This window comes from Streptomyces sp. GS7, assembly GCF_009834125.1.
Classification (GTDB): domain Bacteria; phylum Actinomycetota; class Actinomycetes; order Streptomycetales; family Streptomycetaceae; genus Streptomyces.
Genome location: NZ_CP047146.1, coordinates 7,093,676 through 7,119,231, shown reverse-complemented (window position 1 = coordinate 7,119,231; position 25,556 = coordinate 7,093,676). Strand labels below are relative to the sequence as shown.

The window sequence follows — 25,556 nt, the reverse complement described above, 5'->3', positions numbered from 1 at the left end:
AAGGTACCTGACCACGAGCCGCCCGCCTCCGGTGCCCGTCGGCCGCCCGCTCCGACCGGCGGAGAGGCGGTGCCGGACCCCGGTGGGAACCGGGCGTACGGACCGGGTGAGCGGCGCCGGGCAGAGCCCATACCGCACCTCCTTCCGTCCCGCGGTCTGTCCGGTGTACCCGGTCAACCTGTGAGGACGGTCGAGCACGGGTCAAGAAACCCGTGCAGGATCGTAGAGATACCCGACCTGGCGCACGGTGGCAATGGCCGCGCGGTATGCCGGGCCCAGCTTCCGCCGCAACCGGGCGATATGGACGTCCACGGTCCGTATGTCGCCGACCGCCGGCTGTCGCCACACCTGCACCATCAGCTGCCGGCGGCTGTGCACCTGCCGGGGATGCGCGGCCAGGTGGGCCAGGAGCTCGAACTCCAGATACGTCAGCTTGAGGGGCCGCCCGTCGACCGAGGCGGTCCGCAGGTCGCGGTCGACCGTCAGACCGCCCCCGGCCCGGGGCGCGGCAGGGGGCTGGGGGCAGAGGGTGCGGAGTGCGATGGCCCTGGGGTAGCGCACGGGCATGGATCTGCTCCTTGGGTTCGGCGGCTGCGGCGGTGCGCGCGCTCACTGCGCGAGCGCAACCTGAACGATCTTGACGACGACCAGGACCATCGCGATGAGCAGATACGTCCGCAGGGCACCCATACCGATCCTGCGGGCGGAGGACATCACCGGCCTGCTCAGCGTCTCCAGCGGCGGCATCCGCCAACTGTCCCGGCCCGTACGGTCGATGGGGTCCTCCTTGGTGCCCGTACGGCGCCTGGTGAACGCGTACCCGGCGACCAGCACCCCGGCGATGCCGCAGGCGGCCATGATGTCGAGGATCGCGGTGGCGCTGATGTCCGGGAAGAGGACGGAGGCGGTCAGGATGATCGAGAGGGTGACCAGGACGCCGACGACGGTGGCGGTGAAGGCGTTGGTTTTGGGGCCGTTGGTCCAGGGGCCGAGGACGGTGCGGTCGTTGCAGAGCAGGAGGAGGAAGACGGTGGCGGAGGGGAGGAGGACGCCGGCGAGGGTCTGGACGCCTTCGGTGAGCAGGCCGAGGGGGGAGCCGGGGATCAGGACGATGGTGGCGGCGACGGCCACCACTCCGGCGTAGATGGCGTAGAAGCCCTTGGCGCCTTTGATGCCGCGGTGGAGGGAGTGCTTGATGCCGAAGACGTCGCCGATGGCGTAGGCGGTGGAGAGGGAGACGGCGAAGGCGCCGATGATGGAGGCGTCGAGGAGGGCGATGGCGAAGAGGATGCCGGCGAGTTTGCCGGCGTGGGCTTCGAGGCCGGTGGCGATGCCTGCCGCGTCGGTGAAGTTGCCGAAGCCTTTGGTTGCGGTGAAGGCGGTGGCGGTGAAGCCCATGATGGCGGCGGCGCCGATGACGACGATGGCGATGCCGATCCACAGGTCGGCCTTCTCGTAGCGCATGAAGCGGGGGGTGATGCGCTTGTCGATGACGTAGGACTGCTGGAAGAACAGCTGCCAGGGGGCGACGGTGGTGCCGACGATGCCGATGATCAGCAGCATGACGGTGGCCAGCTGACCCGATCCGCCGGGCATGGTGGGTACGACGAAGTCGTGGGCCATCTGCGAGGTCTTGGGGTGGATCATGAAGTACAGCGGGATGAGCAGCAGTGAACCCGCGCACAGGAAGATGGCCACGCGCTCGAACCGGCGGAAGGAGCCGGTGAAGGCGGCGGAGACGATGACCACGGCGGCCAGGATCACCGAACCGGCCTTGGGCAGCCCCAGGTAGCCGGCGGCGAGGGTGATGCCGATGAACTCGGTGACCAGGGTGAGGGCGTTGAGGAGGAAGAGGTCGATGACGGAGAAGGCGCCCCAGAATTTGCCGAAGCGTTCGAGGATGAGGCGGGCGTGGCCGACGCCGGTGACGGCGCCGAGGCGCAGGACCATTTCCTGGTTGACGTAGAGGACGGGGATGAGCAGGAGGAGGGTCCACAGCAGGTGGGTGCTGTAGTTCTGGCCGGCTTGGCCGTAGGTGGCGAAGGCGCCGGCGTCGTTGTCGCCGACCATGACGATCAGGCCGGGGCCGACGATGGCCAGGAGGGTCTTGAGCTTGGCTGACAGGCCGGTGCGGGGTGCGGTGTCGTCGAGCTTGATGGTGCCCAGTGCACCGCGGATGTCGCCTACGTGCGCGTCATCGAGAACGGCGGTGCGCGACGCGGTGGCCGCGGAGCTGCCGTTGAGTGTGGTGTGGGTCATGGCGTACCTCCCAAGTCCCCCCGGAGGGAGAGGTATTGGGGGCACGCGGCAGTCATCCCCCCTGCGCGGGAGCGCAGCACGGCGACCCGTCACGGCTCGGGGCCGTGCGGGCGCGGGGAGCGGCGGGGAAGCCGCGCAGGGGAGGTGGTTACCGCGTGCCGGAAGAGTGCGAGGACAGGCGGACGGCGGGCCGATGATGGCCCGGACTACTGCAACTGCAATCCATGTCTCTCGCCTCCTTCCGGTCGGGACGCGAACGGTGCGCGTCAGCAACGACTCGGCAAGGAGCAGGCCGGACCGGAATACCCGGGCGGCTCACCCCAACTCGTCAGAGCTTTGGCACTCCACGGCGTAATCCCCTTACCGGGGAAGCCACTTGGGGTCACCCCTTAGGTCGGGGAGACCTGTCCTGATCCGGAGCGTCTCTCGACGGGTGGGATCAGTGGCCTGTGTCCGTGAAGACGCCTCACCGAACGAGGTGCCTCTTCAAACCTCTAAGAGTCTAGCCCCGCGCCAGGACCCCGATTCGCGTTCTTGGCAGAGACTTAACCGAGCGGGTGACGGACGCCACACGGCGGCGTGCGGGAGAGGTCCCGTGGGAGAGCCGGGGAGTCGGGGAGCGGTGCGCGGGCCGGTCGGCAGGCGGGACAATGGCACCCTGGCCGTAAGGCCGGGGAGCGGCGTGAGCCGGAGGCGGATCAGAGTGGGTGCGGAGCGGGAATCATGCGGTTGACGGTGTTCTGGCAGCGGATGGCGGACCACTTCGGCGCGGGCTACGCCGACTCGTTCGCGCGCGATCACGTGATGTCCGAGCTCGGCGGCCGTACCGTCCATGAGGCGCTGGACGCGGGTTGGAGCGCCAAAGAGGTCTGGCGGGCGGTCTGCGTCGCGGTGGACGTGCCGTCCGACAAGCAATGAGCGGCGGCCCCCCGCTGCCCTCCGTGGCCGGCCGCCGACGGCCCCCGGCCGCTGTGCACGCTGCGCTCGCTCCTGCCGCCGCGACCGTGCGGGACGCGGCGACCGACGGCTGCCGGTGCGGTGTCGTGGTGTGCTTGACACCAAAATCGAACATCCATTCTCATGGGGATCCGGCCGCGTGACCCGCGCTCGACCCGGGGTGGTTCCCGGGCATTTCGCGGGGTTATCCACAGGCCGGAGCCGGGTCCGGGCGCATTGTCAGTGGCAGGCGTTAGCGTCATGGACGTGAAGCGATCGACTCAAGCAAACCGGGTGGAACCCATGGCAGGCACCGACCGCGAGAAGGCGCTGGACGCCGCGCTCGCACAGATTGAACGGCAATTCGGCAAGGGCGCCGTGATGCGCATGGGGGAGCGGCCCAACGAACCCATCGAGGTCATCCCCACCGGATCGACCGCCCTCGACGTCGCGCTCGGCGTCGGCGGCATCCCGCGCGGCCGGGTCGTCGAGGTCTACGGCCCGGAGTCCTCCGGTAAGACGACCCTGACCCTGCACGCCGTGGCGAACGCCCAGAAGGCCGGCGGCTCCGTCGCGTTCATCGACGCCGAGCACGCCCTCGACCCCGAGTACGCCAGGAAGCTCGGCGTGGACACCGACGCCCTGATCCTCTCCCAGCCGGACAACGGCGAGCAGGCCCTGGAGATCACGGACATGCTGGTCCGCTCCGGTGCGCTCGACCTGATCGTGATCGACTCCGTCGCCGCCCTGGTGCCGCGGGCCGAGATCGAGGGTGAGATGGGCGACTCGCACGTCGGCCTCCAGGCCCGGCTGATGAGCCAGGCGCTGCGCAAGATCACCAGCGCGCTCAACCAGTCCAAGACCACCGCCATCTTCATCAATCAGCTCCGCGAGAAGATCGGCGTGATGTTCGGCTCGCCGGAGACCACGACCGGTGGCCGCGCGCTGAAGTTCTACGCCTCGGTCCGGATCGACATCCGCCGGATCGAGACCCTGAAGGACGGCACCGAGGCGGTCGGCAACCGCACCCGCTGCAAGGTCGTCAAGAACAAGGTCGCGCCGCCCTTCAAGCAGGCCGAGTTCGACATCCTCTACGGCCAGGGCATCAGCCGCGAGGGCGGTCTGATCGACATGGGCGTCGAGCACGGCTTTATCCGCAAGTCCGGCGCCTGGTACACCTACGAGGGCGACCAGCTCGGCCAGGGCAAGGAGAACGCCCGCAACTTCCTCAAGGACAACCCGGACCTGGCCAACGAGATCGAGAAGAAGATCAAGGAGAAGCTGGGCATCGGCGTGAAGCCGGAGGACGTGGCGGCGGAGCCCGGCGCGGACGCGGCGGGCGCGGCGGAGGCGCCGGCCAAGGCCGCTCCGGCTGCGGCCCCCAAGGCCGCCAAGGGCACCAAGGCCGCGGCGGCCAAGAGCTAGCCCGCGATGACACGGCGAACGGACTGGCCGAGCAGCGAGGACTCCTTCCGCAGCGCTGCCGGCGACCCCGAGGACCGTAACGGCCGGGCGGGCCGCGCCACTCGCCGGCGTGGTGCCGCCCATGAGGCCGGCGCCGCCCGCGAGGACGGCGCGGCCGGAAGGGACGGCGGTGGTTCCCTCTCGTCGAGGGCCGAGTCGGGACCGCCGCGTACGCCCGAGGAGCAGGCGCGGGCGATCTGCCTGCGCCTGCTCACCGGGAGCCCGCGTACCCGAAAGCAGCTCGGGGACGCCCTGCGGGAGCGGGGCATCCCCGAGGAGGCCGCGGAGGAGGTGCTGTCCCGCTTCGAGGAGGTCGGGCTGATCGACGACGCGGCGTTCGCCGGCGCCTGGGTGGAATCCCGGCACCACGGCCGCGGCCTGGCCCGCCGTGCGCTGGCCCGCGAGCTGCGCACCAAGGGCGTGGACTCCGCCGTGATCGACGAGGCCGTCGGCCGTCTCGCCCCGGACCAGGAGGAGTCCACCGCCCGCGAGTTGGTGGACCGCAAGCTGCGGGCCACCCGCGGCCTGGACCGCGAGAAGCGGCTGCGCCGGCTGGCCGGCATGCTGGCGCGCAAGGGCTATTCCGAGGGCCTCGCCCTCCGCGTCGTACGCCGGGCGCTGGAGGAGGAGGGCGAGGACCCCGAACTGCTGGAGCAGCACATACCGGAGGACTGAAGGGCGGCCGCGGCGGCGGACGACGGGCCCTCCCGTCACCGCTCCACCGGCAGGCCCGCCTCTCGCCACGCCTGGAAGCCGCCGATCAGATCCGTCGCGCGGTGCAGGCCCAACTCGCGCAGGGAGACCGCGGCGAGGCTGGAGGCGTAGCCCTCGTTGCAGATCACCACGACGGGCAGATCGCGATGGGTCGCCTCGGGGGCACGGTGCTCGCCCGTCGGGTCGAGTCGCCATTCCAGCTCGTTGCGCTCGACGACCAGCGCACCGGGAATGGTGCCGTCCCGCTCCCGCAGCTGCGCATAGCGGATGTCCACGAGCAGCCCCCCGGTGTCCTGGAGCGCGGCGGCCTCACGCGGACCGACCCGAGTCAGCGTCCGCCGCGCCCGTGCCAGCAACTCGTCGACCGCGCTCATGCCGATACCTCGCTCCGCTCGGCCCCGCATTCGCGCGGCGCGCACCTTTCCATGACTCTCCCCCAGCCTCCGGCCGGGGGGACCCCCATGCTGCGCACGCTCATGCCCACTCCTCCGGACGCTCGACCTCTTCCAGCCGCAGCACCGGACCGGTCCGGCTGTAGCGGCGCATCAGTGGCAGCGGCGGGTAGTAGGCGTGCACGGACACCGCGTGGGTGTCCGCGGAGGTGTTGAGCACCTGATGGACATGGTGCGGGCCGAACGCCCGACCGCGGCCGTCGCGGAGCGTGCGCTCCCGGTCGACGCCGTCGGCGAGTTCCAGCGTTTTCCAGCCGTCGGTGGGGAGTTGGACGGCGAGCGACTGCTCCGTCAGCACGCCGGCCGCCGTCGCGAACGCGCCCCGGGAGCCGCCGTGGTCGTGCCAGCCGGTGCCGGTCCCGGGCGGCCAGCCGATCAGCCACGCCTCGCTGCCGCCCGGTCCGTCCAGCCGGATCCAGGTACGGCCTTCGGGGTCGAGCGGCAGTGAGGTGACGAGCGCGGTGTCGGCGGCGGTGCGGTGGGCGAAGTCGAGGAGTTCGGAGGCGCTGGGGCCACCGCCCTGGGCGGCGGCACGCGGGCGCGCGGAAGTCTGTAGGTCGGGCACGGGATACCGTCCTGAGTGATCGCGAAGAGGCGCGGCCGGGCAACGCCGAACGGCCGCGCGGGCAAGGGAATTCCGGAGAACCGCGGATCAACAGGACGGACGACACATGCAGCCCGCATAGCGGACCAGGTCCAGATGGACCCTCCGCCAGAATCGCGAGCTGTGATCAGTCACTCTCGGAGTGAAGCACGGTGCTTCCCGGAGGGTCAACAGGGGACGTGCCCGCGGTGTCGCCGGAGGCGCCGTCCGCGGCTCCCTCGGCCGTGCCCCCGGAGCCGTTCCCCGGGGCGCCGCCCGGCCCGTCCGCTCCACCGGCGCCACCGGCTCCGGCGGTCTCCCCGGCCCCCCGCGCGCCGGAGGTCTCCGCGCGCTCCCCGGCCTCCCGTCCGTACGCCCCGCCGCGGACCGCGTCCGCACAGGCGGACAGCCCGCCCGGTCGGACCCCGGACAGCGCCGTGACCAGATGGCCGTCGGGTCGGACGACCAGCACGGTGTGCGCGGTGGCGCCCGGATACGCCTCGGTGACCAGGATCTCGGCGCGCATCGGCAGCGCGCCGACGGCGCTGGTCAGCCGGGGCATCAGCCCCGCCGACTGCCAGTGCCGCCGGTCCCAGACTCCGGTACCGGGCGCCACCAGCACCACCAGCAGCCCCTGCCCGAGGCGCTCGCGCAGCGGCACCACCGACCCGTCGGAGGCGGTCACCACCACATCCGCGACCGGCCCGCCGGGAACCGTGTCGACCGCCGTCTCACCGGGCAGCCCGGCAGCCGGTGCCAGCGGCGTACGGGCGTACGTGGGCGCGGCGCCCAGCGGTCCGCGGCCCAGATGGCCGTCGGTCAGCAGGGTGCTGCGGCCCCGGGCCGCGCCCGGCAGAACGGTCCGCCAGCGGACCGCGCCGCCGTCCCGCAGCAGCGGCAGCGCCGAGTCCGCGGCCCGCAGCCGGGCCGCTACCGCGCCCCGGCGCTCGGCCTGGTAGCTGTCCAGCAGCGTCTCGGAGGCGCCGTGGTGCCAGGCCAGGCCCAGCTTCCAGGCGAGGTTCTCGGCGTCCCGCAACCCCTCGTCCAGGCCCTGGGTGCCGAGCGCGCCCAGCAGATGGGCGGCGTCCCCGGCGAGGAAGGCGCGGCCCTGCCGCCAGGTCCGCGCCAGCCGGTGGTGGACGGTGTGCACGCCGGTGTCGAGGAGTTCGTACGGCGGGACGAGCGGGCCCTGGCCGCGCGCGTACCCGCCGGCGCCGTCGTCGCCGGGCTCCGCCGCCGAGTCCGCCGTCCAGCCGGCCAGCGAGTCGCGGATCCGCGCCACCAGGGCGTCCGGCGTGACCAGTTCGCGTCCCGGTGGCAGCAGCCAGTCCAGCCGCCAGACGCCGCCGGCCAGTGGGCGGGCGGAGACCTCGGCGACCGGGCCGCCGCCGTGCCGGGCCGGTGAGCGGTGCAGCAGGGCCTCGCCGGGCCAGGGGAGTTCGGTGCGCAGCGCGGCCACCGCGTACCGCTCGACGGCCGTCCGGCCCGGGAAGCGGATGTCCAGCAGCTTGCGGACGGTGGACCGCGGGCCGTCGCAGCCGACCAGGTAACTCCCGCGCCACGACGTCCCGTCGGGGTCGCGGGTGTGCGCGGTGACGCCGTGCTCGTCCTGCTCGATGCCGGCCAGCCGGCTGTCGGTGGCGACCTCGGCGAGCGGCTCATCGGCCAGCGCGGCGCGCAGCGCGCGGGTCAGCGCGTGCTGGGGGAGGTGGACCGGGGACGCGGCGGCCGCCGGGGCCGCGGCACCGGATGCACCGGCGGCGCCGGACGGGGCGAAGGCGACACGTTCCAGCAGCCGGCGGCGGCGCATGGTGCGCCAGGCCGACCAGCGGGTGCCGGCGCTCTCCAGGGTGGCGACGCAGCCGAGCCGGCCGACGAACGCCGCGGTGTCCGGGCGCAGCACCGCGGTGCGGGCGGGCCGGGTGTCGTCCTGGCCGCCGGTCTCGTCGAGGACCACGACCGGGACGCCGAGCCGGGTGAGCGCGAGCGCGACCGAGAGGCCGACCGGACCGGCCCCGACGACGATCACCGGGTCCACGGCGCGGCTCCCTCGGTCCGGCGGTACGTACGGGACGTGCGGGAACTGGCAGTTGGAGCCCGGTGCGTGATCACACAGCGTATGCAACCCATTGCGACCGCTCGCGTCAAGTGACGGAGGCGGTGGCGCCGTTGCCACCGCCTCCGGACGGTCCGGTATCAGCCGGGGAGTGGCTGACCGTCCCGTCAGCCCTTGGTGCCCGCCGCGCCGTCCGGGGCCGCGCCGGCGGCCTCCATCGGGTCGGTGGCGGTGACCGGTTCGGCGGCCGCGGCCATGCCGATGCCGGTCCTGGCCCGGCGCCCGCGCCGCTCGATCCAGTTGGCGAGCGCGGACAGGGCCAGGCACATCGCGACGTAGATGCTGCCGACGACGATGATCACCGGGATGTAGGTGTCGTTCCCGTTGACGATGATGTTGCTGCTCATCAGGCGGGCGGTGTAGAGCAGTTCCTCGAAGGTGATGATGTAGCCCAGCGAGGTGTCCTTGAGGGTCACCACGAGCTGGCTGATGATCGTCGGCAGCATCGCCCGGACGGCCTGCGGCATCAGCACCGTCGTCATGACCTGCGTCTTGCTCATGCCCAGCGCGTACGCGGCCTCCTTCTGGCCCTTGGGCACGGAGTTGATGCCGGCCCGCAGCACCTCGGCCTGCACCGAGCCGTTGTAGACCGTCAGTCCGGCGACCAGCGCCCAGAACTGCGGCTGGCTGCCGGTGAGTCCCAGCGCGTCGCGGTTGGTGAGCAGCACGACCCACAGCGCGTAGATCGTGATCAGCAGCGGTACCGCGCGGAACAGTTCGACGAAGCCGGTCGCCAGCCAGCGGACGGGCTTGTGGTCCGACAGCCGGGCCACCGCGAGCAGTACGCCCAGGAGCAGCGACAGCACCGCCGCGACCGCGAAGACCTGAAGGGTCGTCAGTACGCCGTCGCGGATGCTGGTGCGCACCCCGGCGTAGTTGAAGATCCGCCACACCGCCGGGTCCAACTGGCCCTTGGAGGCCAGCCGCAGTACGGCGAAGGCCAGCAGGCCGAGCACCGCCAGCGCGCCGATGACGCTGTAGACGCGGTTGCGTGCCCTGGCCTTCGGCCCCGGCGCGTCGTAGAGAACGCTGGCCCCACTCATGCCCATACCTCGCTTCGTTCCGCCCCGCCTGCGCGTGGCACCTGCGTCGTGCTGGTCCTCCCCCAGCCGTTGGCCGGGGGGACCCCCATGCCGTGACCACTCATCGGGCCACCCCCAACCGGCGCTCCAGCAGCCGGAAGAGGCCGCTGATGGCGAAGGTGATGACGAGGTAGGCGAGCGCGATCCACAGGAAGATCCAGGCGATCGGGTAGCCCCTGTCGTTGAGCAGCTTGGAGACGTTGAACAGCTCGGTGACGCTGAACGCGCCGGCGATCGCCGAGTTCTTCGTCAGTGCGATGAAGATGCTGCTCAGCGGGGGGATGACGGTACGCGTCGCCTGCGGCAGCACGATCAGCCGCAGCGTCTGGGAGAAGGTCATCCCGAGGCTGCGGGCGGCCTCCGCCTGCCCCAGCGGCACGGTGCCGATGCCGGACCGGACCGCCTCGCACACGAACGAGGAGGTGTAGAAGCCGAGCGCCAGGGTGGCGAGCACGTACGGGCTCGCGCCCTGGAAGAGGATCTGCGGTACGACGAAGAACGCGACCAGGAAGAGCAGCGTCAGCGGCGTGTTGCGCAGCACCGTGACCCAGGCCGTTCCGAAGGCGCGCAGCGGCGGTATCGGAGAGACCCGGAAACCGGCTATGAGCACGCCGAGTACCAGGGCGAGCAGCGCGCTGGACGCGGTGATCGCCAGGGTTCCGAGGAACCCGTCCCGGAACTCGGGCAGATAATCGAGGAGTACGTTCATGGGGGTCTCCGCGGTAGCGGTCGGGCCGGCGACGGGGAAGAGGGGCGGCTCAGGAGCGAGAAGGAGCGCGCGGGGCTCGGGAGGGGGCGCGGGAGACACCGCGCCCCGTACACCCGCCGCGGCGGGCGTACGGGGCGGCGCGGTCCGGTGTGCGGCGGGCGGCCTCAGTACCGCGGCAGCGGGGTCTCCGGCGCGACGTAGGCGGAGCCGGACTTGCCGAGCGTGCCCTCGTACGCCTTTTGGTAGTCACCGTTCTTGATGTGGTGCTCCAGCGCGGTGGTGATCGCGTCGCGCAGGGCCTTGTCGTCCTTGCCCAGGCCGACGCCGTAGGGCTCCTTGGTGAAGGGCTGGCCGACGACCTTGAGCTTCTCGGGGCGCTGGGCGGCGTAGCCCTTGAGGATGGCGTCGTCGGTGGTGACCGCGTCGACCGAGCCGTCCAGCAGGGACTTCACGCAGTCCGAGTACTTGGACTGCTCGACGGTCTGCGCACCGTACTTGGGCTTCTTGATCTCCTGGAGCGGGGTGGACCCGACGATCGAGCAGACCTTCTTGCCCTGCAGGGAGTCCGGGCCGGTGATGGCCTTGTCGTCCTTGCGCACCAGGAGGTCGGCGCCGGCGGTGTAGTACGGGCCCGCGAAGCTGACCTGCTTCTTGCGCTCGTCGTTGATGGTGTACGTGCCGACGTAGTAATCGACCTGGCCCTTGGAGATGGTGGTCTCACGGACGTTGGAGTCGATGGTGTCGAACTTTATCTGGTCCGCGGAGAAGCCCAGGTCGGCCGCGACCATCTTGGCGATCTCGATGTCGAAGCCGGAGTACTTGCCGGTGGCCGGGTCCTTGAAGCCGAGGAACGGCTGGTCGGCCTTGACACCGATGGTGAGGTGACCGGCCTTCTGCGCCTTCTTGAACGTCGCCGAGTCGACGTTCACGCCCTTGGCGACCGTGTACGTGCCGCTGTAGACATCACCGCCGGCCGGCTTGTCGCCCGCCGTACCCGACTGGCCTCCGCACGCCGTCGCCGTCGCCGCCAGCGCGAGCACCACCGCACCCGCCGCAGCCGTCTTACGCATCCTCATGGTGAACATCCTTTGGTTCAACAGGTGTTGGCATTCATGGTGGCCCAACCGCGGGCTCAGTGGTGGAGGATCTTCGACAGGAAGTCCTTCGCCCGGTCGCTGCGCGGGTTGGTGAAGAACTGGTTCGGCTCGGCCTCTTCGATGATCCTGCCGTCCGCCATGAAGACCACCCGGTTCGCCGCGGAGCGCGCGAACCCCATCTCGTGGGTGACCACGACCATCGTCATGCCGTCCCGGGCGAGCTGCTGCATGACCTCCAGCACCTCGTTGATCATCTCCGGGTCGAGGGCCGAGGTCGGCTCGTCGAAGAGCATCACCTTCGGGTCCATCGCCAGGGCGCGGGCGATCGCCACGCGCTGCTGCTGGCCACCGGAAAGCTGTGCGGGGTACTTGTCCGCCTGGGCGCCGACGCCGACCCGGTCGAGCAGCGTACGGGCCTTCTCCTCCGCCGCGGCCTTCTCCGTTTTGCGGACCTTGGTCTGGCCCAGCATCACGTTCTCCAGCACCGTCTTGTGCGCGAAGAGGTTGAAGGACTGGAAGACCATGCCCACGTCGGCGCGCAGCCGGGCCAGTTCGCGGCCCTCCTGCGGCAGCGGCCTGCCGTCGATGGTGATGCTGCCGCTGTCTGTGGTCTCCAGGCGGTTGATCGTGCGGCACAGCGTGGACTTGCCGGACCCCGAGGGCCCGATCACCACGACCACTTCACCGCGCCGGATCGTCAGGTCGATGTCCTGGAGCACGTGCAGCGCGCCGAAGTGCTTGTTCACGTTGTCCAGCACGACCAACGGGTCCCCCGCGGGCGCGGGACCCTCGGCGTTCTCGGTCACCGATACTTCGCTCATCGGCGTACAGCTCCGTCCTCCTCGGTTGGGAGGACCCTAATGACGCCCCGCGACCAGCGTCATTACATCTGAGGGAGAATTGAGCATAACGATCCGGCTGCAACCGGACACACCCGGTGAAGGCGCCGCCGTGCCGCCGGAGGTGAGGTCACTCACCGTAGGCACCGGCGGCGTACCGGCTGGGTAACGGATGGCGGCCCGGAGGTGGCGTCCTCTTGACGGGTGGGGCGGCTATCCCCGTAGATGCCCTGTGGCCCATACGCACACACCGAAGGAGGGGGCCGGATGAGACTGCTGCTCGTCGAGGACGACGACCATGTCGCCGCCGCCCTGTCGGCGGTGCTGGCCCGGCACGGCCTGTCCGTCGTGCACGCCCGCAGCGGCGAGGAGGCCCTCCAGGCCCTGCTGCCCGACGACGCCGAGCCGTTCGCGGTGGTGCTGCTCGACCTCGGGCTGCCCGACCAGGACGGCTTCGAGGTGTGCGGCCGGATCCGCAGGATCTGCGCGACCCCGGTCATCATGGTCACCGCGCGCTCCGACGTGCGCTCCCGTATACACGGCCTGAACCTCGGCGCCGACGACTATGTCGTCAAGCCCTACGACACCGGCGAACTGCTCGCCCGTATCCACGCGGTGAGCCGGCGCACCGTCCCGGCCGCGGGCGGCGAGCCCGCCGAGGAGGCCGCCGCGGCGGAGCCGCTGCGGCTCGGCCCGGTCACCGTCGAACTCCCCACCCGCCAGGTGTCCGTGGCCGGCGCGGTGGTTCCGCTCACCCGCAAGGAGTTCGACCTGCTCGCCCTGCTCGCCCAGCGCCCCGGGGTGGTCTTCCGCCGGGAGCAGATCATCAGCGAGGTGTGGCGGACGAGTTGGGAGGGCACCGGCCGGACCCTGGAGGTGCACATCGCCTCGCTCCGCGCCAAACTGCGGATGCCGGCGCTGATCGAGACGGTCCGCGGCGTCGGCTACCGCCTCGTCGTCCCGGCCGCCGGTGCCGCCCCGGGCACCCGGCCGCCGGCCTCCTGACGGCCGCCGGTCCCCGTGCGCACCCGACTCCTCCCGCTCCTCATCGTCCTGATGGCCGCCGTGCTGCTGGCGCTCGGCATCCCGCTGGGCGTGATCACCGCCGGGGTGGAGCAGCAGAAGGTGGTCGTCGACCGGATCGACGACGCCGCGCGGTTCGCCTCCCTCGCCCAGTTCGTCACCGCCCGCCCCAGCGCCGCGTCCCGCGCCAAGACCCCCGAGGAGGACGAGCGGCTGGCCACCCTCCGGGCCGAACTCACCCGCTACTACGGCCTCTACGGGATACGGGCCGGCGTCTTCTACCGCGACCACACCCCCATGGCAGCCGCCCCCCAGGACCTGCCGGTGCCCACGGACGGCGAGGGCGCCCAGGCGTTCAGCGAGGCGCTGGCCGGCCGCCGCAGCCACGACCCGCACCAGGTCTGGCCCTGGGACGACACCGGCCGGATCCCGGTCGCCTCGCCGGTCATCCGGGACGGGGACGTGGTCGCCGTCGTCGTCACCGACTCGCCCACGGGGCAGATGCGTGCGCGCATCCTGCACGGCTGGCTGCTGATCGCGGCCGGGGAGGCGGCGGCCCTGCTCGTCGCGGTCGGCGCGGCCTTCCGGCTCACCGGCTGGGTGCTGCGGCCGGTCCGCGTCCTGGACACCGCCAGCCACGACATCGCCACCGGCCGGATGAACGCCCGGGTCGCCGCCACCGCCGGACCGCCCGAACTGCGCCGGCTGGCCCGCTCGTTCAACGAGATGGCCGACCACGTCGAGGAGGTCCTGGAACAGCAGCGCGCCTTCGTCGCCGACGCCTCCCACCAGCTGCGCAACCCGCTCGCCGCGCTGCTGCTGCGTATCGAGCTGCTGGCCCTCGAACTCCCGGAAGGCAACGAGGAGATCGCCTCGGTCCGCACGGAGGGCAAGCGGCTCGCCCGGGTGCTGGACGACCTCCTCGGCCTCGCGCTCGCCGAGCACACCGCCGCCGACCTCCAGCTCACCGACGTCGCGGCGCTGACCGCCGAACGCGTCGACTCCTGGCGCCCGTTGGCCGACGACAAGGGTGTCCGGCTGGCCTACGAGGGCCACCCCGCGGTCACCGGCTGGGCCGACCCGGTCGCCCTCTCCAGCGCGCTGGACGCGGTCGTCGACAACGCCCTGAAGTTCACCCCGGCCGGTGAGCCGGTCACGGTGACCGTCGCCGCCGACGGCGCGCACGTGCGGATCACCGTCGCCGACCGCGGCCCCGGCCTCGCCGAGGACGAACTCGCCCGGATCGGCGACCGGTTCTGGCGCAGCGGCCGCCACCAGAACGTCTCCGGCTCCGGCCTCGGCCTGTCGATCACCCGCGCACTGCTCGCCGCCGGCGGCGCCACCATCGCCTACGCGCCGCACCCCCCGCACGGCCTGGAGGTCACCGTGAGCGTGCCGCGCAGTGCCCCCTGACCGCGTGCGGCGCCGCCGTACGCCTGTGCTATCGTAAACGGCGTTGCAGTTGTGGTACCCATGAACTTTGTGCGCGCCCGGAGGCTGGAAGCCCCGGGCGTTCCTTGTTTTCCGGACGTGTTCCGGTGTGGGGCGATCATCTCGGCGACGAGGAGGCCGCGCGGTGCGGTCTCCGGCTTGCCCCATGAAGGAGAAAAACATGGCTTCCGGCACCGTCAAGTGGTTCAACTCGGAAAAGGGCTTCGGCTTCATCGAGCAGGACGGCGGCGGCCCCGACGTCTTCGCCCACTACTCGAACATCCAGTCCCAGGGCTTCCGCGAGCTCCTCGAGGGCCAGAAGGTCACCTTCGACGTGACCCAGGGCCCCAAGGGCCCGCAGGCGGAGAACATCGTCGCCGCCTGACGCCCCCGCGTCCCGTGGACAGGGCCCGCACCGGCCGCGCCGGTGCGGGCCCCGTCCCGTTTCCCGCGGGGCGGCACCCCTTCCCGCGCTCACCCCCCTCCCTCCCTCTGAAGGGCCTGCCGTGACACCAGCGACCGCACCGCGACCGAGCGCCGACCGCGGGACGCCCGCCCGGGCGTCCACCCCTCCGCCCGCCGGCTCCTTCGACGAGCTGCCGCTGGCCGAGGCGCTCCGCACCGCACTGCGCGCGCAGGGCGTCACCACCCCGTTCCCCATCCAGGCGGCCACCCTCCCGGCCACCCTCGCCGGCCGTGACGTCCTCGGCCGCGGACGCACCGGCTCCGGCAAGACCCTCGCCTTCGGCCTCGCCCTGCTCAGCCGTACGGCGGGCAAGCGCGCCGAGAGCAAGCGCCCCCTGGCACTGGTGCTGGTCCCCACCCGCGAACTGGCCGGCCAGGTCACCGACGCGCTCGCCCCGTACGCCGCGGCCCTGCGGCTGCGCTGCGCCACCGTCGTCGGCGGCACCTCGATCAACCGGCAGACCGAGGCCCTGCGCAAGGGCGCCGAAGTACTGGTCGCCACCCCGGGCCGGCTCGCCGACCTGCTGGACCGGCGCGCCTGCACGCTCGACCGGGTCGCCATCACCGTCCTCGACGAGGCCGACCAGATGACCGACATGGGCTTTCTGCCGCAGGTCACCCGGCTGATGGAGAAGACCGACCCCAACGGCCAGCGGATGCTGTTCTCCGCCACCCTCGACCGCAATGTCGACAAGCTGGTCCGCCGCTTCCTGACCGACCCGGTCACCCACTCCGTGGACCCCTCGGCCGCGACCGTGACCACCATGGAGCACCACGTCCTGTACGTGGACGAGGCCGACAAGCGCGCCACCGCCACCGAGATCGCCGCCCGCGACGGCCGGGTGATCATGTTCGTCGACACCAAGCGCGGCGCCGACCGCCTCACCAAGCACCTGCTCGCCCAGGGCGTCCGCGCCGCGGCGCTGCACGGCGGCAAGACCCAGCCGCAGCGCACCCGCACCCTGGAGCACTTCCGCTCCGGCCGCGCCACGGCGCTGGTCGCCACCAACGTCGCGGCGCGCGGCATCCACATCGACGGCCTCGACCTCGTCGTCAACGTCGACCCGCCGACCGAGGCCAAGGACTACCTCCACCGCGGCGGCCGTACCGCGCGGGCCGGCGAGTCCGGCACCGTCGTCACCCTCGTCACGCCCGGCGAGCGCCGGGAGATGACCCGGCTGATGCGCCAGGCGAAGATCAACCCGGGCACCGCCCGGGTCCGCCCCGGTGACGCCGAGCTGGTCCGCGTCACCGGCGCCCGTACGCCCAGCGGCGAGCCCGTCGCGATCGCCGCACCGGCGGCCGGGCGGACGGCCGGGGCGGGCGCGCCCGGCGGTGGGAACGGCAGTGGCAGCGGTGGCAGTGGCAGCGGTGGCCGGCGCCGGCGTCCGCGCCGCGGCCGGCCGTCGGGGCGCAGGCCGGTCACTGCTTGACCGACACGTAGTACTCCCGGGCCCCCTTGTGCAGCGGCAGCGGATCGGTGAACACCGCCGTCCGCAGGTCCACGTTCTGCGCCGCGTGCACCTCGTGCCCGATCGCGTCCCGACTGTTGATGACGGTCCGGGTGATGTCGAACGTCAGTGCGGCATCCTCCCGGTCCGTCGTCACCAGCAGGTTCGCGACCGCGATGGTCTTCACCGCCTCGCCGTCCTGCGCCTGCGGATACGCGTCGGCGGGCATCACCGCCGCCCGGTAATAGCGGGTGCGCTCACCCTGCTTGTGCAGCGCCTCGCCCAGATCCCCGAGCTGCACCAGCCGCACCGGGAACCGCTGCGCCAGCCGCTGCACCGCCTGCGTCGGCAGCCCGCCCGACCAGAAGAACGCGTCCAGGTCGCCGTGCTCCAGCTGACCGGGCTCCTGGTCGATGCCGACCCGCACCGGCACGATGTCCCGGTCGAAATCCAGGCCGGCCGCCTCCATCAGCCGCCGGGTGATCAGCTGGACGCCCGAGCCGTCCGTCCCGACGCCTACCCGCAGCCCCCGCAGGTCCCTGGCCGACCGCACCGGGGAGTTCTTCGGCACCACCAGCTGCATGTAGTCGTCGTAGAGGCGCGCACAGGCCCGCAGCCGGTCCGCGCCCGGCTCGTGGCCGACCTGGTAGGCGGCCACCGCGTCCGCCGTCGCGATGGTGAACGCCGCGCGCCCGGAGACCAGTTGGCGCAGATTGTCGATCGAGCCCTCGCTCCGCGTCAGCCGCAGATCCACCCCCGGCATGTCCCGCGCCAGATCCTGCTTCAGCAGCTCGCCGTAGCGCGCGTACACCCCCGTCGGCACCCCGGTGGCCAGCGTCACGCGGCCGCTCGGCGCGCGCTCACCGACCGGCGGCAGCAGCCACCACAGCACCATCCCGAGCACGGCCAGCACCGCGCCCGCCGCGGTGAGTGCGCGGCGACCGGGGCGGGGGAGTGCGGTGACCATGGGCGGGATCCTGCCAGGACGGGCCGCTCAAGGGGAGGGGCGGGCAGGTCACGTATCGGCCTCCGGACGCCGCCCGGCGTCCGCACCCGCGCCCTCACCGGAGCCGCGCCCCGCCCCGGCCGTCCCCATCGCCGTCCGCAGGCACTCCAGCAGAGCCTGGGCCGCCGGCCCCGCCGGACCGTCCGCCCGCCAGGTCAGCGCCACCCGGCCGCGCGGGCAGGGCGTACGGAATTCCAGCGTCCGCACCCCGGCCGCCGTCGCCGCATCGGGCGCCGGCACGACCGCCACCCCCAGCCCCCGGGCCGCGAGCCGGGTCAGCAGCTGCGGCGCCGCCGCCTCGAAGGCGATCCGCGGCCGGAACCCGGCATCGGTGCAGGCGCGCTCCAGCACCCCGCGGATTCCGGTCCCGCGCGGCAGGCTGATCAACGGGCGGTCGCGCAGCGCCGCCAGCGGGATGCGCCCGCCCTCCGCGGACGCCAGGAGCGGATGGCCCGGAGCGACCGCCGCCACCAGCGGCTCGTCGACGACGACCTGGAGCGAGAGCCCGGCCGGCGGCACCGCGTCCGCGACCCCCAGCAGCGCCACATCGAGCTCCCCGCACTGGAGCGCGGCGAGCATCCGCTCCGAGGTGTCCTCGGTCAGCGCGATGTCGACCTGCGGATGCGCCTCGTGGAACCCGGCCAGCAGCGACACCACATCGGAGTCCGTGCCGGCGTGCGCCCCCGACACCATCCCGAGCGCGACCTGGCCGCGCAGCAGCCCGGTGAACTCGTCCACGGTGTGCCGTACGCCGGCGACGGCGGCCAGCGCGGCCCGCGCGTACGGGAGCACGGCCGCGCCCACCTCCGTCAGCGTCACCGACCGGCCGGACCGGTCCAGCAACGGCTGCCCCAGCTCCCGTTCGAGCTGCCGGACCTGGGCGCTCACCCCCGGCTGTGCCAGATGCAGACGGGCCGCGGCCCGGGTGAAGTTGGCCTCTTCCGCCACGGCGACGAAGTACTGGAGCTGGCGCAGTTCCATAACCGGCAATGCTAGTCACCAGAACACCAAACTCTTGGACTTATGGCACCCACCACCAAGATCCTGGAAGCCGGACACCGACGGGCGCGGCCGGGGACGGCCGCCCGGAAACGGGGGAGCGACCATGGACATCCGAGCCGCCATCGCCGCCGAACGGCGCGAGCTGGCCGACCTGCTGGACGGCCTGACGGCCGAGCAGTGGGACGCCCCCAGCCTGTGCGCCGGCTGGCGCGTCCGCGACGTCGCGGCCCATATGTCGCTCGGCTTCCGCTACCGGCTCCCCGCACTGGCCGCCGAACTCCTCAAGGCCCGCGGCAGCCTGCACCGGATGACCGACCGCTGCGCCCGCAAGGACGCCGCCGCCCTCTCCGCACCGCAACTCGCCGCCGCCCTGCGGGACAACGCCGACCACCCCTGGACCCCGCCGGTCGGCGGCTTCGAGGCGGCGCTGGGGCACGACGTCGTGCACGGCCTCGACATCACCGTCCCGCTCGGCCTGGACCGCCGCGTCCCCGAGGACCGCCTCCGCGTCCTGCTGGCCGGCGTCACCCCCAAGTCCCTGAAGTTCTTCCGCGCCGACACCGACGGCATCGCCCTGCACGCCGACGACCTCGACTGGTCCTTCGGCACCGGCACCCCCCTCCACGGCACCGCCCAGGACCTCCTCCTGGTCGCGTACGGCCGCACACTCCCCCCGGGCCGCCTCCGCGGCGCACCCGGCGAGCGCTTCAGCACCGCCTGACCGCCCCCGGCCCGCCGCGGCCCGGCGGCGCCCCGCCGGCAGCTCCGCGGCGGCCCGGGATCCGGCGTCCGGAGATGTCCCCGGCAGCACCTACCCTTGAGGAATGACCAGCAGCAGCGACCGGAGCCAGGCAGTGGGCGTCAACAGAAGCTACGAGATCCGCACCTACGGGTGCCAGATGAACGTCCACGACTCCGAGCGGCTGTCCGGCCTGCTGGAAGAGGCCGGATACGTCCCCGCGCCCAAGGACGGCGACGGTGCCGACGTGGTGGTCTTCAACACCTGCGCGGTGCGGGAGAACGCCGACAACCGGCTCTACGGCAACCTCGGCCAGCTCGCCCCGAAGAAGGCCGCGCGCCCCGGGATGCAGATCGCCGTCGGCGGCTGCCTGGCCCAGAAGGACCGCGACACCATCGTCAGGAAGGCCCCCTGGGTCGACGTGGTCTTCGGGACGCACAACATCGGCAAGCTGCCCGTCCTGCTGGAGCGCGCCCGCGTCCAGGAGGAGGCGCAGGTGGAGATCGCCGAGTCCCTGGAGGTGTTCCCCTCGACCCTGCCGACCCGGCGCGAGAGCGCGTACGCCGCCTGGGTCTCCATCTCCGTGGGCTGCAACAACACCTGTACGTTCTGCATCGTCCCGGCGCTGCGCGGCAAGGAGAAGGACCGCCGGCCCGGCGACATCCTCGCCGAGGTGGAGGCGCTGGTCGCCGAGGGCGTCAGCGAGATCACCCTGCTCGGCCAGAACGTCAACGCCTACGGCTCGGACATCGGCGACCGCGAAGCCTTCAGCAAGCTGCTGCGCGCCTGCGGGAAGATCGAGGGCCTGGAGCGGGTCCGCTTCACCTCCCCGCACCCGCGCGACTTCACCGACGACGTGATCGCCGCCATGGCCGAGACGCCCAACGTGATGCCGCAGCTCCACATGCCGCTGCAGTCCGGCTCCGACCGGGTCCTCAAGGCGATGCGCCGCTCGTACCGGCAGGAGCGGTTCCTCGGCATCATCGAGAAGGTCCGCGCCGCGATGCCGGACGCGGCCATCTCCACCGACATCATCGTCGGCTTCCCCGGGGAGACCGAGGAGGACTTCGAGCAGACCCTGCACACCGTGCGCGAGTCCCGCTTCGCGCAGGCGTTCACCTTCCAGTACTCCAAGCGCCCCGGCACCCCCGCGGCCGACATGGAGGGCCAGATCCCCAAGGCCGTCGTCCAGGAGCGCTACGAGCGCCTGGTCGCCCTCCAGGAGGAGATCTCCTGGGAGGAGAACAAGAAACAGGTCGGCCGCACCCTGGAGGTCATGGTCGCCGAGGGCGAGGGCCGCAAGGACGGCGCCACCCACCGCCTCTCCGGCCGCGCGCCCGACAACCGCCTCGTCCACTTCAACCCGACCCTGCGGGACGCCGACGACCACCGCGCCCCGGGCACCGAGGCGTCCGACGTCACCGGGCCCGCTCCGCGACCCGGTACTGCGTCCGACGTCACCGGCCCCGCTCCGCGACCCGGTGACATGGTCACCGTCGAGGTGACCTATGCCGCGCCGCACCACCTCCTGGCCGAGGGCCCTGCCCTGAGCATCCGGCGCACCCGCGCCGGCGACGCCTGGGAGAAGCGGAACGCCGCCCCCGCGGAGAAGCCCAAGGGCGTCCTCCTCGGCCTGCCCACCATCGGGGCCCCGGCTCCGAGCCCTGCGCCCGCGGCCGGCTGCGGCTGCGACTGACCCGCGCGGACGGCTGGGGCCCCGGGCGTTACGCTGCGTGGCATGCTCGTTGCCGCCGCCCTGTGCCCCTGCCCGCCGCTGCTCGTCCCGGAGGTCGCCGCCGGCGCCGCCCCTGAGCTGGCGGCGTTGCGGGCCGCGTGCCTGGACGCGGTCGGCGTGCTCGCCGCGGCCCGCCCGGACCGCCTGGTCGTCCTCGGCCCCACCGACGAGGCGGGCCGGGGCACGCACCCGCAAGGCGCCACCGGCTCCTTCCGCGGCTTCGGGGTGGACCTGCACGTACGGCTCGGCGCCGCCGGACCGGCGCCCGAACGGGACCTGCCGCCGTCGCTGTCCATCGGCGCCTGGCTGCTGTCCCGAACGGACTGGGCCGACGCGCCCGTCGACGGGCTGGGCGTGACGGAGTCGCTCGCCGGCGACCGCTGCCGGGCGCTGGGGCGCGAACTCGCCGCGTCCGCGCCTCGGTTGGCACTGCTGGTGATGGGCGACGGCAGCGCCCGCCGGTCGCTCAAGGCGCCCGGCTACTTCGACGAGCGGGCCGCGGACTTCGATGCCGCGACGGCCCGCGCCCTCGGAACCGCCGATCTCGCCGCACTGAGCGCCCTCGACGAAGACCTCGCCGCGGACCTCCTGGTCTCCGGGCGGTCCTGCTGGCAGGTCCTGGCGGGCGCGGCCGAGGGCGCCGGCCTGGGCGGCCGGCTGCTGCGCGAGGAGGCCCCGTACGGCGTCGGCTACGTCGCGGCGGCCTGGACGTAACCGGCGGCACGGCAGCCCCCGTACGCGTTCGCACCCCGCCGGGGCACCGGCGCAGCGCAACGGCCGCGAGGCGGCTTGCTCGCCCCGCGGCCGTTGCGACCGGCATCCGGCAGTCGTGCGCCTACTTGCGCGCGCCCTCGCTGTCCGCCGCCGCTCCCGCGGACTGCTGCCGCGGAATCCCGGCGCCCTCAGCCGCAGCGTCGCCGTCCGCGTCGCCGGACTCCTCCGGAGCCGCCTGCGGCGCCTCGGCCGCGGTCTGCTCGGCGTCCTCCGGTTCCGCTGCCGTGGCGTCCGTACCGGCCTCGGCCTGCCCCGCGTCCGCCTGCGCACCGTCCTCCGGCTGCGCACCGTCCTCCGGCTGCGCCTCGGTCCCCGGCTGCGCCTCCGACGCCGACTGCGGCTCCGACTCCGCCGTCACCGCCGCTGCGGCACTCTCCTCCATCGCCGCCTCGGCCTTACGCCGACGGAACCGCGAAAACACGCCCATAACTGCTCCTACGCTCCTCATGTGGGCGAAATCCCTTCGTCGCCCGGAGCGTCCTCTTGCACCGCCCGACGGGCGCCGGCAGCGCACCGGCGTTCGGGATCTCGCAACAGGCAACGACGCCGTCCGTGCCCCGTCACGTCGCTCGTTCGAGATGGGGGCGTGAGGTTTGCGAGACTGACGGGGTGAACACCGTCGTCCCCACTCCTCGGGTCATCGCCGTCGTCGGCCCCACCGCGGCCGGAAAGTCCGATCTGGGCGTCGCGCTCGCCCGGCACCTGGGCGGCGAGGTGATCAACGCCGACTCGATGCAGCTCTACCGTGGCATGGACATCGGCACCGCCAAGCTCACACCGGAGGAGCGGCAGGGCGTCCCGCACCACCTCCTCGACATCTGGGACGTCACCCGCGCGGCCAACGTCGCCGAGTACCAGCGGCTGGCCCGCGCCGAGATCGACCGGCTGCTCGCCGAGGGCCGCACCCCGGTCCTCGTGGGCGGCTCCGGCCTGTACGTACGCGGCGCCCTCGACGCCCTGGAATTCCCCGGCACCGACCCCGCCGTCCGCGCCCGCCTGGAGGCCGAACTGGCCGAACTGGGCAGCGGCGCCCTGCACACCCGGCTGGCCGCCGCCGATCCCGAGGCCGCCCACGCGATCCTGCCCGGCAACGGCCGCCGCATCGTGCGCGCCCTGGAGGTCATCGAGATCACCGGCCGCCCCTTCACCGCCAACCTCCCCGGTCACGAATCCGTCTACGACACCGTGCAGATCGGCGTCGACGTCGAGCGGCCCGAACTCGACGAGCGGATCGCGCGCCGGGTGGACCGCATGTGGGAGGCGGGCCTGGTCGACGAGGTGCGCCGCCTGGAGGCCGCGGGGCTGCGCGAGGGCCTGACGGCCTCCCGGGCGCTCGGCTACCAGCAGGTGCTCGCCCAGCTGGCGGGGGAGTGTACCGAGCAGGAGGCGCGGGACGAGACGGTGCGCGCCACCAAGCGATTCGCGCGCCGTCAGGACTCGTGGTTCCGCCGGGACCCCCGGGTCCACTGGCTCAGCGGGGCCGCCGACCGCCGGGCCGACCTCCCCGGGCTCGCGCTGGAGTTGCTCGAACGACCGGTCACAGCCTGATCACGTCATGGCATCGGGACGCTCCGGCCGTTATCCGGCCCCCTGAGGGCGTGTCATCATCAACCTTCGATCGAGGCGTGCAATCTGTAGTGGGGAGGGCGCGTGGCAATGGAGGCCGGCCCTCGCAACAGAGCCCAGCAGCCGGACCGTAACGGCACCGAGGCGGCACCGCCGCGCCACGACGGCCCGGAGACGCACGACATCATCCCCGGGCCCCATGACGGCCCCACGGCCACCCTGGACGCCTCGGACGGCCCCGACGCCGACCACGACGCACCTCCCGAGGGCGGCGAGTCCTTCCGCGACCTGCGCCCGCCCCGTCGGCTGCGGCTGTGGCAGCTCGCCCCGATCGTCGGCCTCGCCGCCGTCGGGTCGCTGATGTTCGCCTTCCCGCTCGCCTTCGAGTTCGGCGGCGACGGCGGCGCGGTGATCGCTATGCTCGGCCTGCTGCTCTGCTGCTGCGCCGCCGGCTGGGGCATGATGGCCGCCCGCCGCGTCGGCTACACCTGGCCCGGCCTCCCGGCCCGCGGCTCCGGCCGCCGCGCCAGCTGGCGCGTGGTCCTCCTCTACGCCGCGGTGGTCGCCGTCCTCGCCGCCCTGGCCATCTGGCGCGTGGCCCGGCTGCGCTGAACTCCGCCCTCCGGCTGTCTCCGGACCGGCTTGTCCGTCTTCCCTCCCGTCCCGGGCGTCCGGCTGTCTTCCGAGCGGTGCGGCTGTCTTCCCGCTGCTCTGCCTGTCTTTCCGCCAGTCCGCTGTCCTCCTTTGTCGTCCTTCCCGCCGCCCACCCGCAGCTCTGGCCTGTGCTTTTCCCCGCCGCCCACCCCCCTTCGGGGGGTGGGCGGGTCCAGAGCGCGAAGCGCGACGCGCGGAACGCGCAAGTAGGGGACAAGCAGGCGGGAAGCTTCCCCACAGGCCGCCACGGCTCCGCCCTGGCCTGTCCGGCGGGCGGCCTCGGCCCCGTGGCGCCGGGCCGGTTTGCGACCCGTAGGATTCAAGGGTGACCAGCACGCAGCGCATCGCCTTCCTCAAGGGCCACGGCACCGAGAACGACTTCGTGATCGTCCCGGATCCGGACGGTCGGCTCGATCTGTCCGCGGCGGCCGTCGCCCGGATCTGCGACCGGCGGGCCGGTGTCGGCGGCGACGGGCTGCTGCGCGTCGTGCGATCCGCCGTCCACCCGGAGGCGCGGGCGCAGGCCGGCGAGGCCGAGTGGTTCATGGACTACCGCAACGGCGACGGTTCGATCGCGGAGATGTGCGGCAACGGCGTCCGGGTCTTCGCCCGGTACCTGCTGCACGCGGGGCTGGTCGAGGCCGGCGACCTCGCGATCGCGACCCGCGCCGGGGTGCGCCGGGTCCATCTGGCCAAGTCCGGCGACGTCACCGTCGCCATGGGCCGGGCCGAGCTGCCCGAGGACGGTGTGGTGGTCACGCTCGGCGGGCGCAGCTGGCCGGCCCGCAACGTCGGCATGGGCAATCCGCACGCCGTCGCGTTCGTCGAGGACCTGGCGCACGCCGGCGACCTGTACACCACGCCGCCGTTCAGCCCGGCAGCGGTGTATCCGGACGGTGTGAACATCGAGTTCGTCGTCGACCGCGGCCCGCGCCATGTGGCGATGCGGGTGCACGAGCGAGGCTCCGGCGAGACCCGCTCGTGCGGCACCGGCGCCTGCGCGGTGGCGGTGGCCACCGCCCGCCGCGACGGCGTGGACCCGGCCGAGACCGGCACGCCCGTCACGTACACCGTCGATGTGCTCGGCGGCAGCCTGACGATCACCGAGCTGCCGGACGGCACGGTCGAGATGACCGGCCCGGCCGTGATCGTCGCCGAGGGCAGCTTCGAGCCGGAGTGGCTGACGGGCGCGCTCGGCGCCTGAGGGCGGGAAGCGGCCCGCTTTCCGTCCGACGGGCGGCAGTTGCCCCGTACGGGGTCCCGCTCCGTACGGAGTGCCGGTCGGCGGCCGGCAGCACGTCGCGGCGGACGCGCCACGCCCGGCCGCCGGGGCCCTCCGCCATCTGGCCCGCATGTCCCGTGTCCCGCTTCGTGACTCGCCTTTTCAGGGCAGAAACGGTTCTGGCCGGGAAATTCGCTCGAATGGGTGATCCGGTTCACGCTGAGCGAGAGCCGGACA

26 protein-coding genes and 1 riboswitch are annotated in these 25,556 nt (G+C 72.8%); of the genes, 13 read left to right on the top strand and 13 right to left on the bottom strand.

All coding sequences use genetic code 11. The annotated features are described in order from the left end of the window. Positions 1-201 precede the first annotated feature (201 nt). A complete protein-coding gene (locus GR130_RS30875; RefSeq protein ID WP_159507743.1) occupies positions 202-567 on the bottom strand; it encodes a winged helix-turn-helix domain-containing protein in 366 nt (121 codons plus the stop codon). A 42-nt stretch (positions 568-609) separates the two neighbouring features. Continuing rightward, the gene (locus tag GR130_RS30870; protein ID WP_159507742.1) at positions 610-2,259 is read right to left on the bottom strand and encodes an NRAMP family divalent metal transporter; all 1,650 of its coding nucleotides are present in this window, start codon (positions 2,257-2,259) and stop codon (positions 610-612) included. 312 nt (positions 2,260-2,571) lie between these two features. Continuing rightward, positions 2,572-2,744, bottom strand: a riboswitch (M-box (ykoK) riboswitch). 238 nt (positions 2,745-2,982) lie between these two features. Here GR130_RS30870 and GR130_RS30865 point away from each other — a divergent pair. The 3 genes from GR130_RS30865 (at position 2,983) to recX (ending at position 5,334) form a co-directional block, all read left to right on the top strand. Further along, positions 2,983-3,177, top strand: a complete 195-nt coding sequence (locus tag GR130_RS30865; protein ID WP_159507741.1) for a DUF3046 domain-containing protein — start codon at positions 2,983-2,985, stop codon at positions 3,175-3,177. A gap of 321 nt (positions 3,178-3,498) precedes the next feature. Then, complete coding sequence (gene recA, locus GR130_RS30860) at positions 3,499-4,620, top strand: recombinase RecA (RefSeq protein ID WP_159507740.1); 1,122 nt, start codon at positions 3,499-3,501, stop codon at positions 4,618-4,620. A gap of 6 nt (positions 4,621-4,626) precedes the next feature. Beyond that, a complete protein-coding gene (gene recX, locus GR130_RS30855) occupies positions 4,627-5,334 on the top strand; it encodes a recombination regulator RecX (RefSeq protein ID WP_159507739.1) in 708 nt (235 codons plus the stop codon). A gap of 35 nt (positions 5,335-5,369) precedes the next feature. Here the strand turns inward: recX and GR130_RS30850 are convergent, their stop codons facing one another. From GR130_RS30850 to GR130_RS30820, 8 genes are all read right to left on the bottom strand, one after another. After that, complete coding sequence (locus GR130_RS30850; protein WP_159507738.1) at positions 5,370-5,747, bottom strand: rhodanese-like domain-containing protein; 378 nt, start codon at positions 5,745-5,747, stop codon at positions 5,370-5,372. Positions 5,748-5,847: 100 nt separating this feature from the next. Continuing rightward, positions 5,848-6,390: a cysteine dioxygenase gene (locus GR130_RS30845; RefSeq protein ID WP_159507737.1), complete on the bottom strand. Its 543-nt coding sequence runs from the start codon at positions 6,388-6,390 to the stop codon at positions 5,848-5,850. Between the two features lie 87 nt (positions 6,391-6,477). After that, positions 6,478-6,564: a putative leader peptide gene (locus GR130_RS41690; protein ID WP_311044721.1), complete on the bottom strand. Its 87-nt coding sequence runs from the start codon at positions 6,562-6,564 to the stop codon at positions 6,478-6,480. Continuing rightward, positions 6,557-8,446 (bottom strand): FAD-dependent monooxygenase, encoded by a 1,890-nt coding sequence (locus tag GR130_RS30840; protein WP_159507736.1) that lies wholly within the window; start codon positions 8,444-8,446, stop codon positions 6,557-6,559. The genes GR130_RS41690 and GR130_RS30840 overlap by 8 nt, the downstream gene beginning before the upstream one ends. A 185-nt stretch (positions 8,447-8,631) precedes the next feature. After that, on the bottom strand, positions 8,632-9,567 hold the full coding sequence (locus GR130_RS30835) for an amino acid ABC transporter permease (RefSeq protein ID WP_159507735.1): 936 nt from the start codon (positions 9,565-9,567) through the stop codon (positions 8,632-8,634). Between the two features lie 100 nt (positions 9,568-9,667). Beyond that, on the bottom strand, positions 9,668-10,315 hold the full coding sequence (locus GR130_RS30830; RefSeq protein ID WP_159507734.1) for an amino acid ABC transporter permease: 648 nt from the start codon (positions 10,313-10,315) through the stop codon (positions 9,668-9,670). A gap of 164 nt (positions 10,316-10,479) precedes the next feature. Continuing rightward, positions 10,480-11,391, bottom strand: coding sequence for a glutamate ABC transporter substrate-binding protein (locus GR130_RS30825; protein ID WP_159507733.1), 912 nt, complete (start codon positions 11,389-11,391; stop codon positions 10,480-10,482). A gap of 56 nt (positions 11,392-11,447) precedes the next feature. Beyond that, entirely contained in the window at positions 11,448-12,233 is a 786-nt protein-coding gene (locus GR130_RS30820) for an amino acid ABC transporter ATP-binding protein (protein WP_159507732.1), read from the bottom strand. A 285-nt stretch (positions 12,234-12,518) separates the two neighbouring features. On the opposite strand from GR130_RS30820, the gene GR130_RS30815 reads away from it, so the two are divergent. From GR130_RS30815 to GR130_RS30800, 4 genes are all read left to right on the top strand, one after another. Next, a complete protein-coding gene (locus GR130_RS30815) occupies positions 12,519-13,256 on the top strand; it encodes a response regulator transcription factor (protein WP_159507731.1) in 738 nt (245 codons plus the stop codon). A gap of 15 nt (positions 13,257-13,271) precedes the next feature. Next, complete coding sequence (locus GR130_RS30810) at positions 13,272-14,687, top strand: sensor histidine kinase (protein ID WP_159507730.1); 1,416 nt, start codon at positions 13,272-13,274, stop codon at positions 14,685-14,687. 199 nt (positions 14,688-14,886) lie between these two features. Then, a complete protein-coding gene (locus GR130_RS30805) occupies positions 14,887-15,090 on the top strand; it encodes a cold-shock protein (RefSeq protein ID WP_083107766.1) in 204 nt (67 codons plus the stop codon). 121 nt (positions 15,091-15,211) lie between these two features. After that, entirely contained in the window at positions 15,212-16,603 is a 1,392-nt protein-coding gene (locus GR130_RS30800; protein ID WP_159507729.1) for a DEAD/DEAH box helicase, read from the top strand. Here the strand turns inward: GR130_RS30800 and GR130_RS30795 are convergent. Both GR130_RS30795 and GR130_RS30790 read right to left on the bottom strand, forming a co-directional pair. After that, positions 16,593-17,588 (bottom strand): TAXI family TRAP transporter solute-binding subunit, encoded by a 996-nt coding sequence (locus GR130_RS30795; protein WP_159507728.1) that lies wholly within the window; start codon positions 17,586-17,588, stop codon positions 16,593-16,595. The two genes, GR130_RS30800 and GR130_RS30795, sit on opposite strands and share 11 nt — an antisense overlap. Before the next feature lie 48 nt (positions 17,589-17,636). Next, complete coding sequence (locus tag GR130_RS30790) at positions 17,637-18,608, bottom strand: LysR family transcriptional regulator (RefSeq protein WP_159507727.1); 972 nt, start codon at positions 18,606-18,608, stop codon at positions 17,637-17,639. A 124-nt stretch (positions 18,609-18,732) separates the two neighbouring features. Between GR130_RS30790 and GR130_RS30785 the strand changes: the two genes are divergently transcribed. From GR130_RS30785 to GR130_RS30775, 3 genes are all read left to right on the top strand, one after another. Beyond that, on the top strand, positions 18,733-19,350 hold the full coding sequence (locus GR130_RS30785; RefSeq protein ID WP_159507726.1) for a maleylpyruvate isomerase family mycothiol-dependent enzyme: 618 nt from the start codon (positions 18,733-18,735) through the stop codon (positions 19,348-19,350). 103 nt (positions 19,351-19,453) lie between these two features. Beyond that, positions 19,454-21,064 carry a tRNA (N6-isopentenyl adenosine(37)-C2)-methylthiotransferase MiaB gene (miaB, locus tag GR130_RS30780; protein WP_159507725.1) on the top strand — a complete coding sequence of 537 codons (1,611 nt, stop codon included), beginning with the start codon at positions 19,454-19,456 and terminating at the stop codon, positions 21,062-21,064. Positions 21,065-21,106: 42 nt separating this feature from the next. Further along, entirely contained in the window at positions 21,107-21,817 is a 711-nt protein-coding gene (locus GR130_RS30775; RefSeq protein WP_159507724.1) for a class III extradiol dioxygenase subunit B-like domain-containing protein, read from the top strand. Positions 21,818-21,938: 121 nt separating this feature from the next. Here the strand turns inward: GR130_RS30775 and GR130_RS30770 are convergent, their stop codons facing one another. Then, positions 21,939-22,304: a hypothetical protein gene (locus GR130_RS30770; RefSeq protein WP_236573693.1), complete on the bottom strand. Its 366-nt coding sequence runs from the start codon at positions 22,302-22,304 to the stop codon at positions 21,939-21,941. Positions 22,305-22,486: 182 nt separating this feature from the next. Here GR130_RS30770 and miaA point away from each other — a divergent pair, with 182 nt between their 5' ends. From miaA to dapF, 3 genes are all read left to right on the top strand, one after another. After that, positions 22,487-23,425, top strand: coding sequence for a tRNA (adenosine(37)-N6)-dimethylallyltransferase MiaA (gene miaA, locus GR130_RS30765; RefSeq protein WP_159507722.1), 939 nt, complete (start codon positions 22,487-22,489; stop codon positions 23,423-23,425). Positions 23,426-23,533: 108 nt separating this feature from the next. After that, a complete protein-coding gene (locus tag GR130_RS30760; protein WP_159510327.1) occupies positions 23,534-24,055 on the top strand; it encodes a hypothetical protein in 522 nt (173 codons plus the stop codon). Positions 24,056-24,422: 367 nt separating this feature from the next. Further along, complete coding sequence (dapF, locus tag GR130_RS30755) at positions 24,423-25,301, top strand: diaminopimelate epimerase (RefSeq protein ID WP_159507721.1); 879 nt, start codon at positions 24,423-24,425, stop codon at positions 25,299-25,301. The last annotated feature ends 255 nt before the right edge of the window (positions 25,302-25,556 follow it).

Excerpts from the sequence above, each read along its gene's own strand:
- GR130_RS30835 (WP_159507735.1), bottom strand. The coding sequence starts at position 9,567 with ATGAGTGGGGCCAGCGTTCTCTACGACGCGCCGGGGCCGAAGGCCAGG.
- GR130_RS30820 (WP_159507732.1), bottom strand. The coding sequence starts at position 12,233 with ATGAGCGAAGTATCGGTGACCGAGAACGCCGAGGGTCCCGCGCCCGCG.
- GR130_RS30875 (WP_159507743.1), bottom strand. The coding sequence starts at position 567 with ATGCCCGTGCGCTACCCCAGGGCCATCGCACTCCGCACCCTCTGCCCC.
- GR130_RS30870 (WP_159507742.1), bottom strand. The coding sequence starts at position 2,259 with ATGACCCACACCACACTCAACGGCAGCTCCGCGGCCACCGCGTCGCGC.
- GR130_RS30760 (WP_159510327.1), top strand. The coding sequence starts at position 23,534 with ATGGAGGCCGGCCCTCGCAACAGAGCCCAGCAGCCGGACCGTAACGGC.
- GR130_RS30815 (WP_159507731.1), top strand. The coding sequence starts at position 12,519 with ATGAGACTGCTGCTCGTCGAGGACGACGACCATGTCGCCGCCGCCCTG.
- recA (WP_159507740.1), top strand. The coding sequence starts at position 3,499 with ATGGCAGGCACCGACCGCGAGAAGGCGCTGGACGCCGCGCTCGCACAG.
- GR130_RS30790 (WP_159507727.1), bottom strand. The coding sequence starts at position 18,608 with ATGGAACTGCGCCAGCTCCAGTACTTCGTCGCCGTGGCGGAAGAGGCC.
- miaB (WP_159507725.1), top strand. The coding sequence starts at position 19,454 with ATGACCAGCAGCAGCGACCGGAGCCAGGCAGTGGGCGTCAACAGAAGC.
- GR130_RS30865 (WP_159507741.1), top strand. The coding sequence starts at position 2,983 with ATGCGGTTGACGGTGTTCTGGCAGCGGATGGCGGACCACTTCGGCGCG.
- GR130_RS30775 (WP_159507724.1), top strand. The coding sequence starts at position 21,107 with ATGCTCGTTGCCGCCGCCCTGTGCCCCTGCCCGCCGCTGCTCGTCCCG.
- GR130_RS30785 (WP_159507726.1), top strand. The coding sequence starts at position 18,733 with ATGGACATCCGAGCCGCCATCGCCGCCGAACGGCGCGAGCTGGCCGAC.
- GR130_RS30805 (WP_083107766.1), top strand. The coding sequence starts at position 14,887 with ATGGCTTCCGGCACCGTCAAGTGGTTCAACTCGGAAAAGGGCTTCGGC.
- recX (WP_159507739.1), top strand. The coding sequence starts at position 4,627 with ATGACACGGCGAACGGACTGGCCGAGCAGCGAGGACTCCTTCCGCAGC.
- GR130_RS30770 (WP_236573693.1), bottom strand. The coding sequence starts at position 22,304 with ATGGGCGTGTTTTCGCGGTTCCGTCGGCGTAAGGCCGAGGCGGCGATG.
- GR130_RS30825 (WP_159507733.1), bottom strand. The coding sequence starts at position 11,391 with ATGAGGATGCGTAAGACGGCTGCGGCGGGTGCGGTGGTGCTCGCGCTG.
- GR130_RS30850 (WP_159507738.1), bottom strand. The coding sequence starts at position 5,747 with ATGAGCGCGGTCGACGAGTTGCTGGCACGGGCGCGGCGGACGCTGACT.
- GR130_RS30830 (WP_159507734.1), bottom strand. The coding sequence starts at position 10,315 with ATGAACGTACTCCTCGATTATCTGCCCGAGTTCCGGGACGGGTTCCTC.
- GR130_RS30795 (WP_159507728.1), bottom strand. The coding sequence starts at position 17,588 with ATGGTCACCGCACTCCCCCGCCCCGGTCGCCGCGCACTCACCGCGGCG.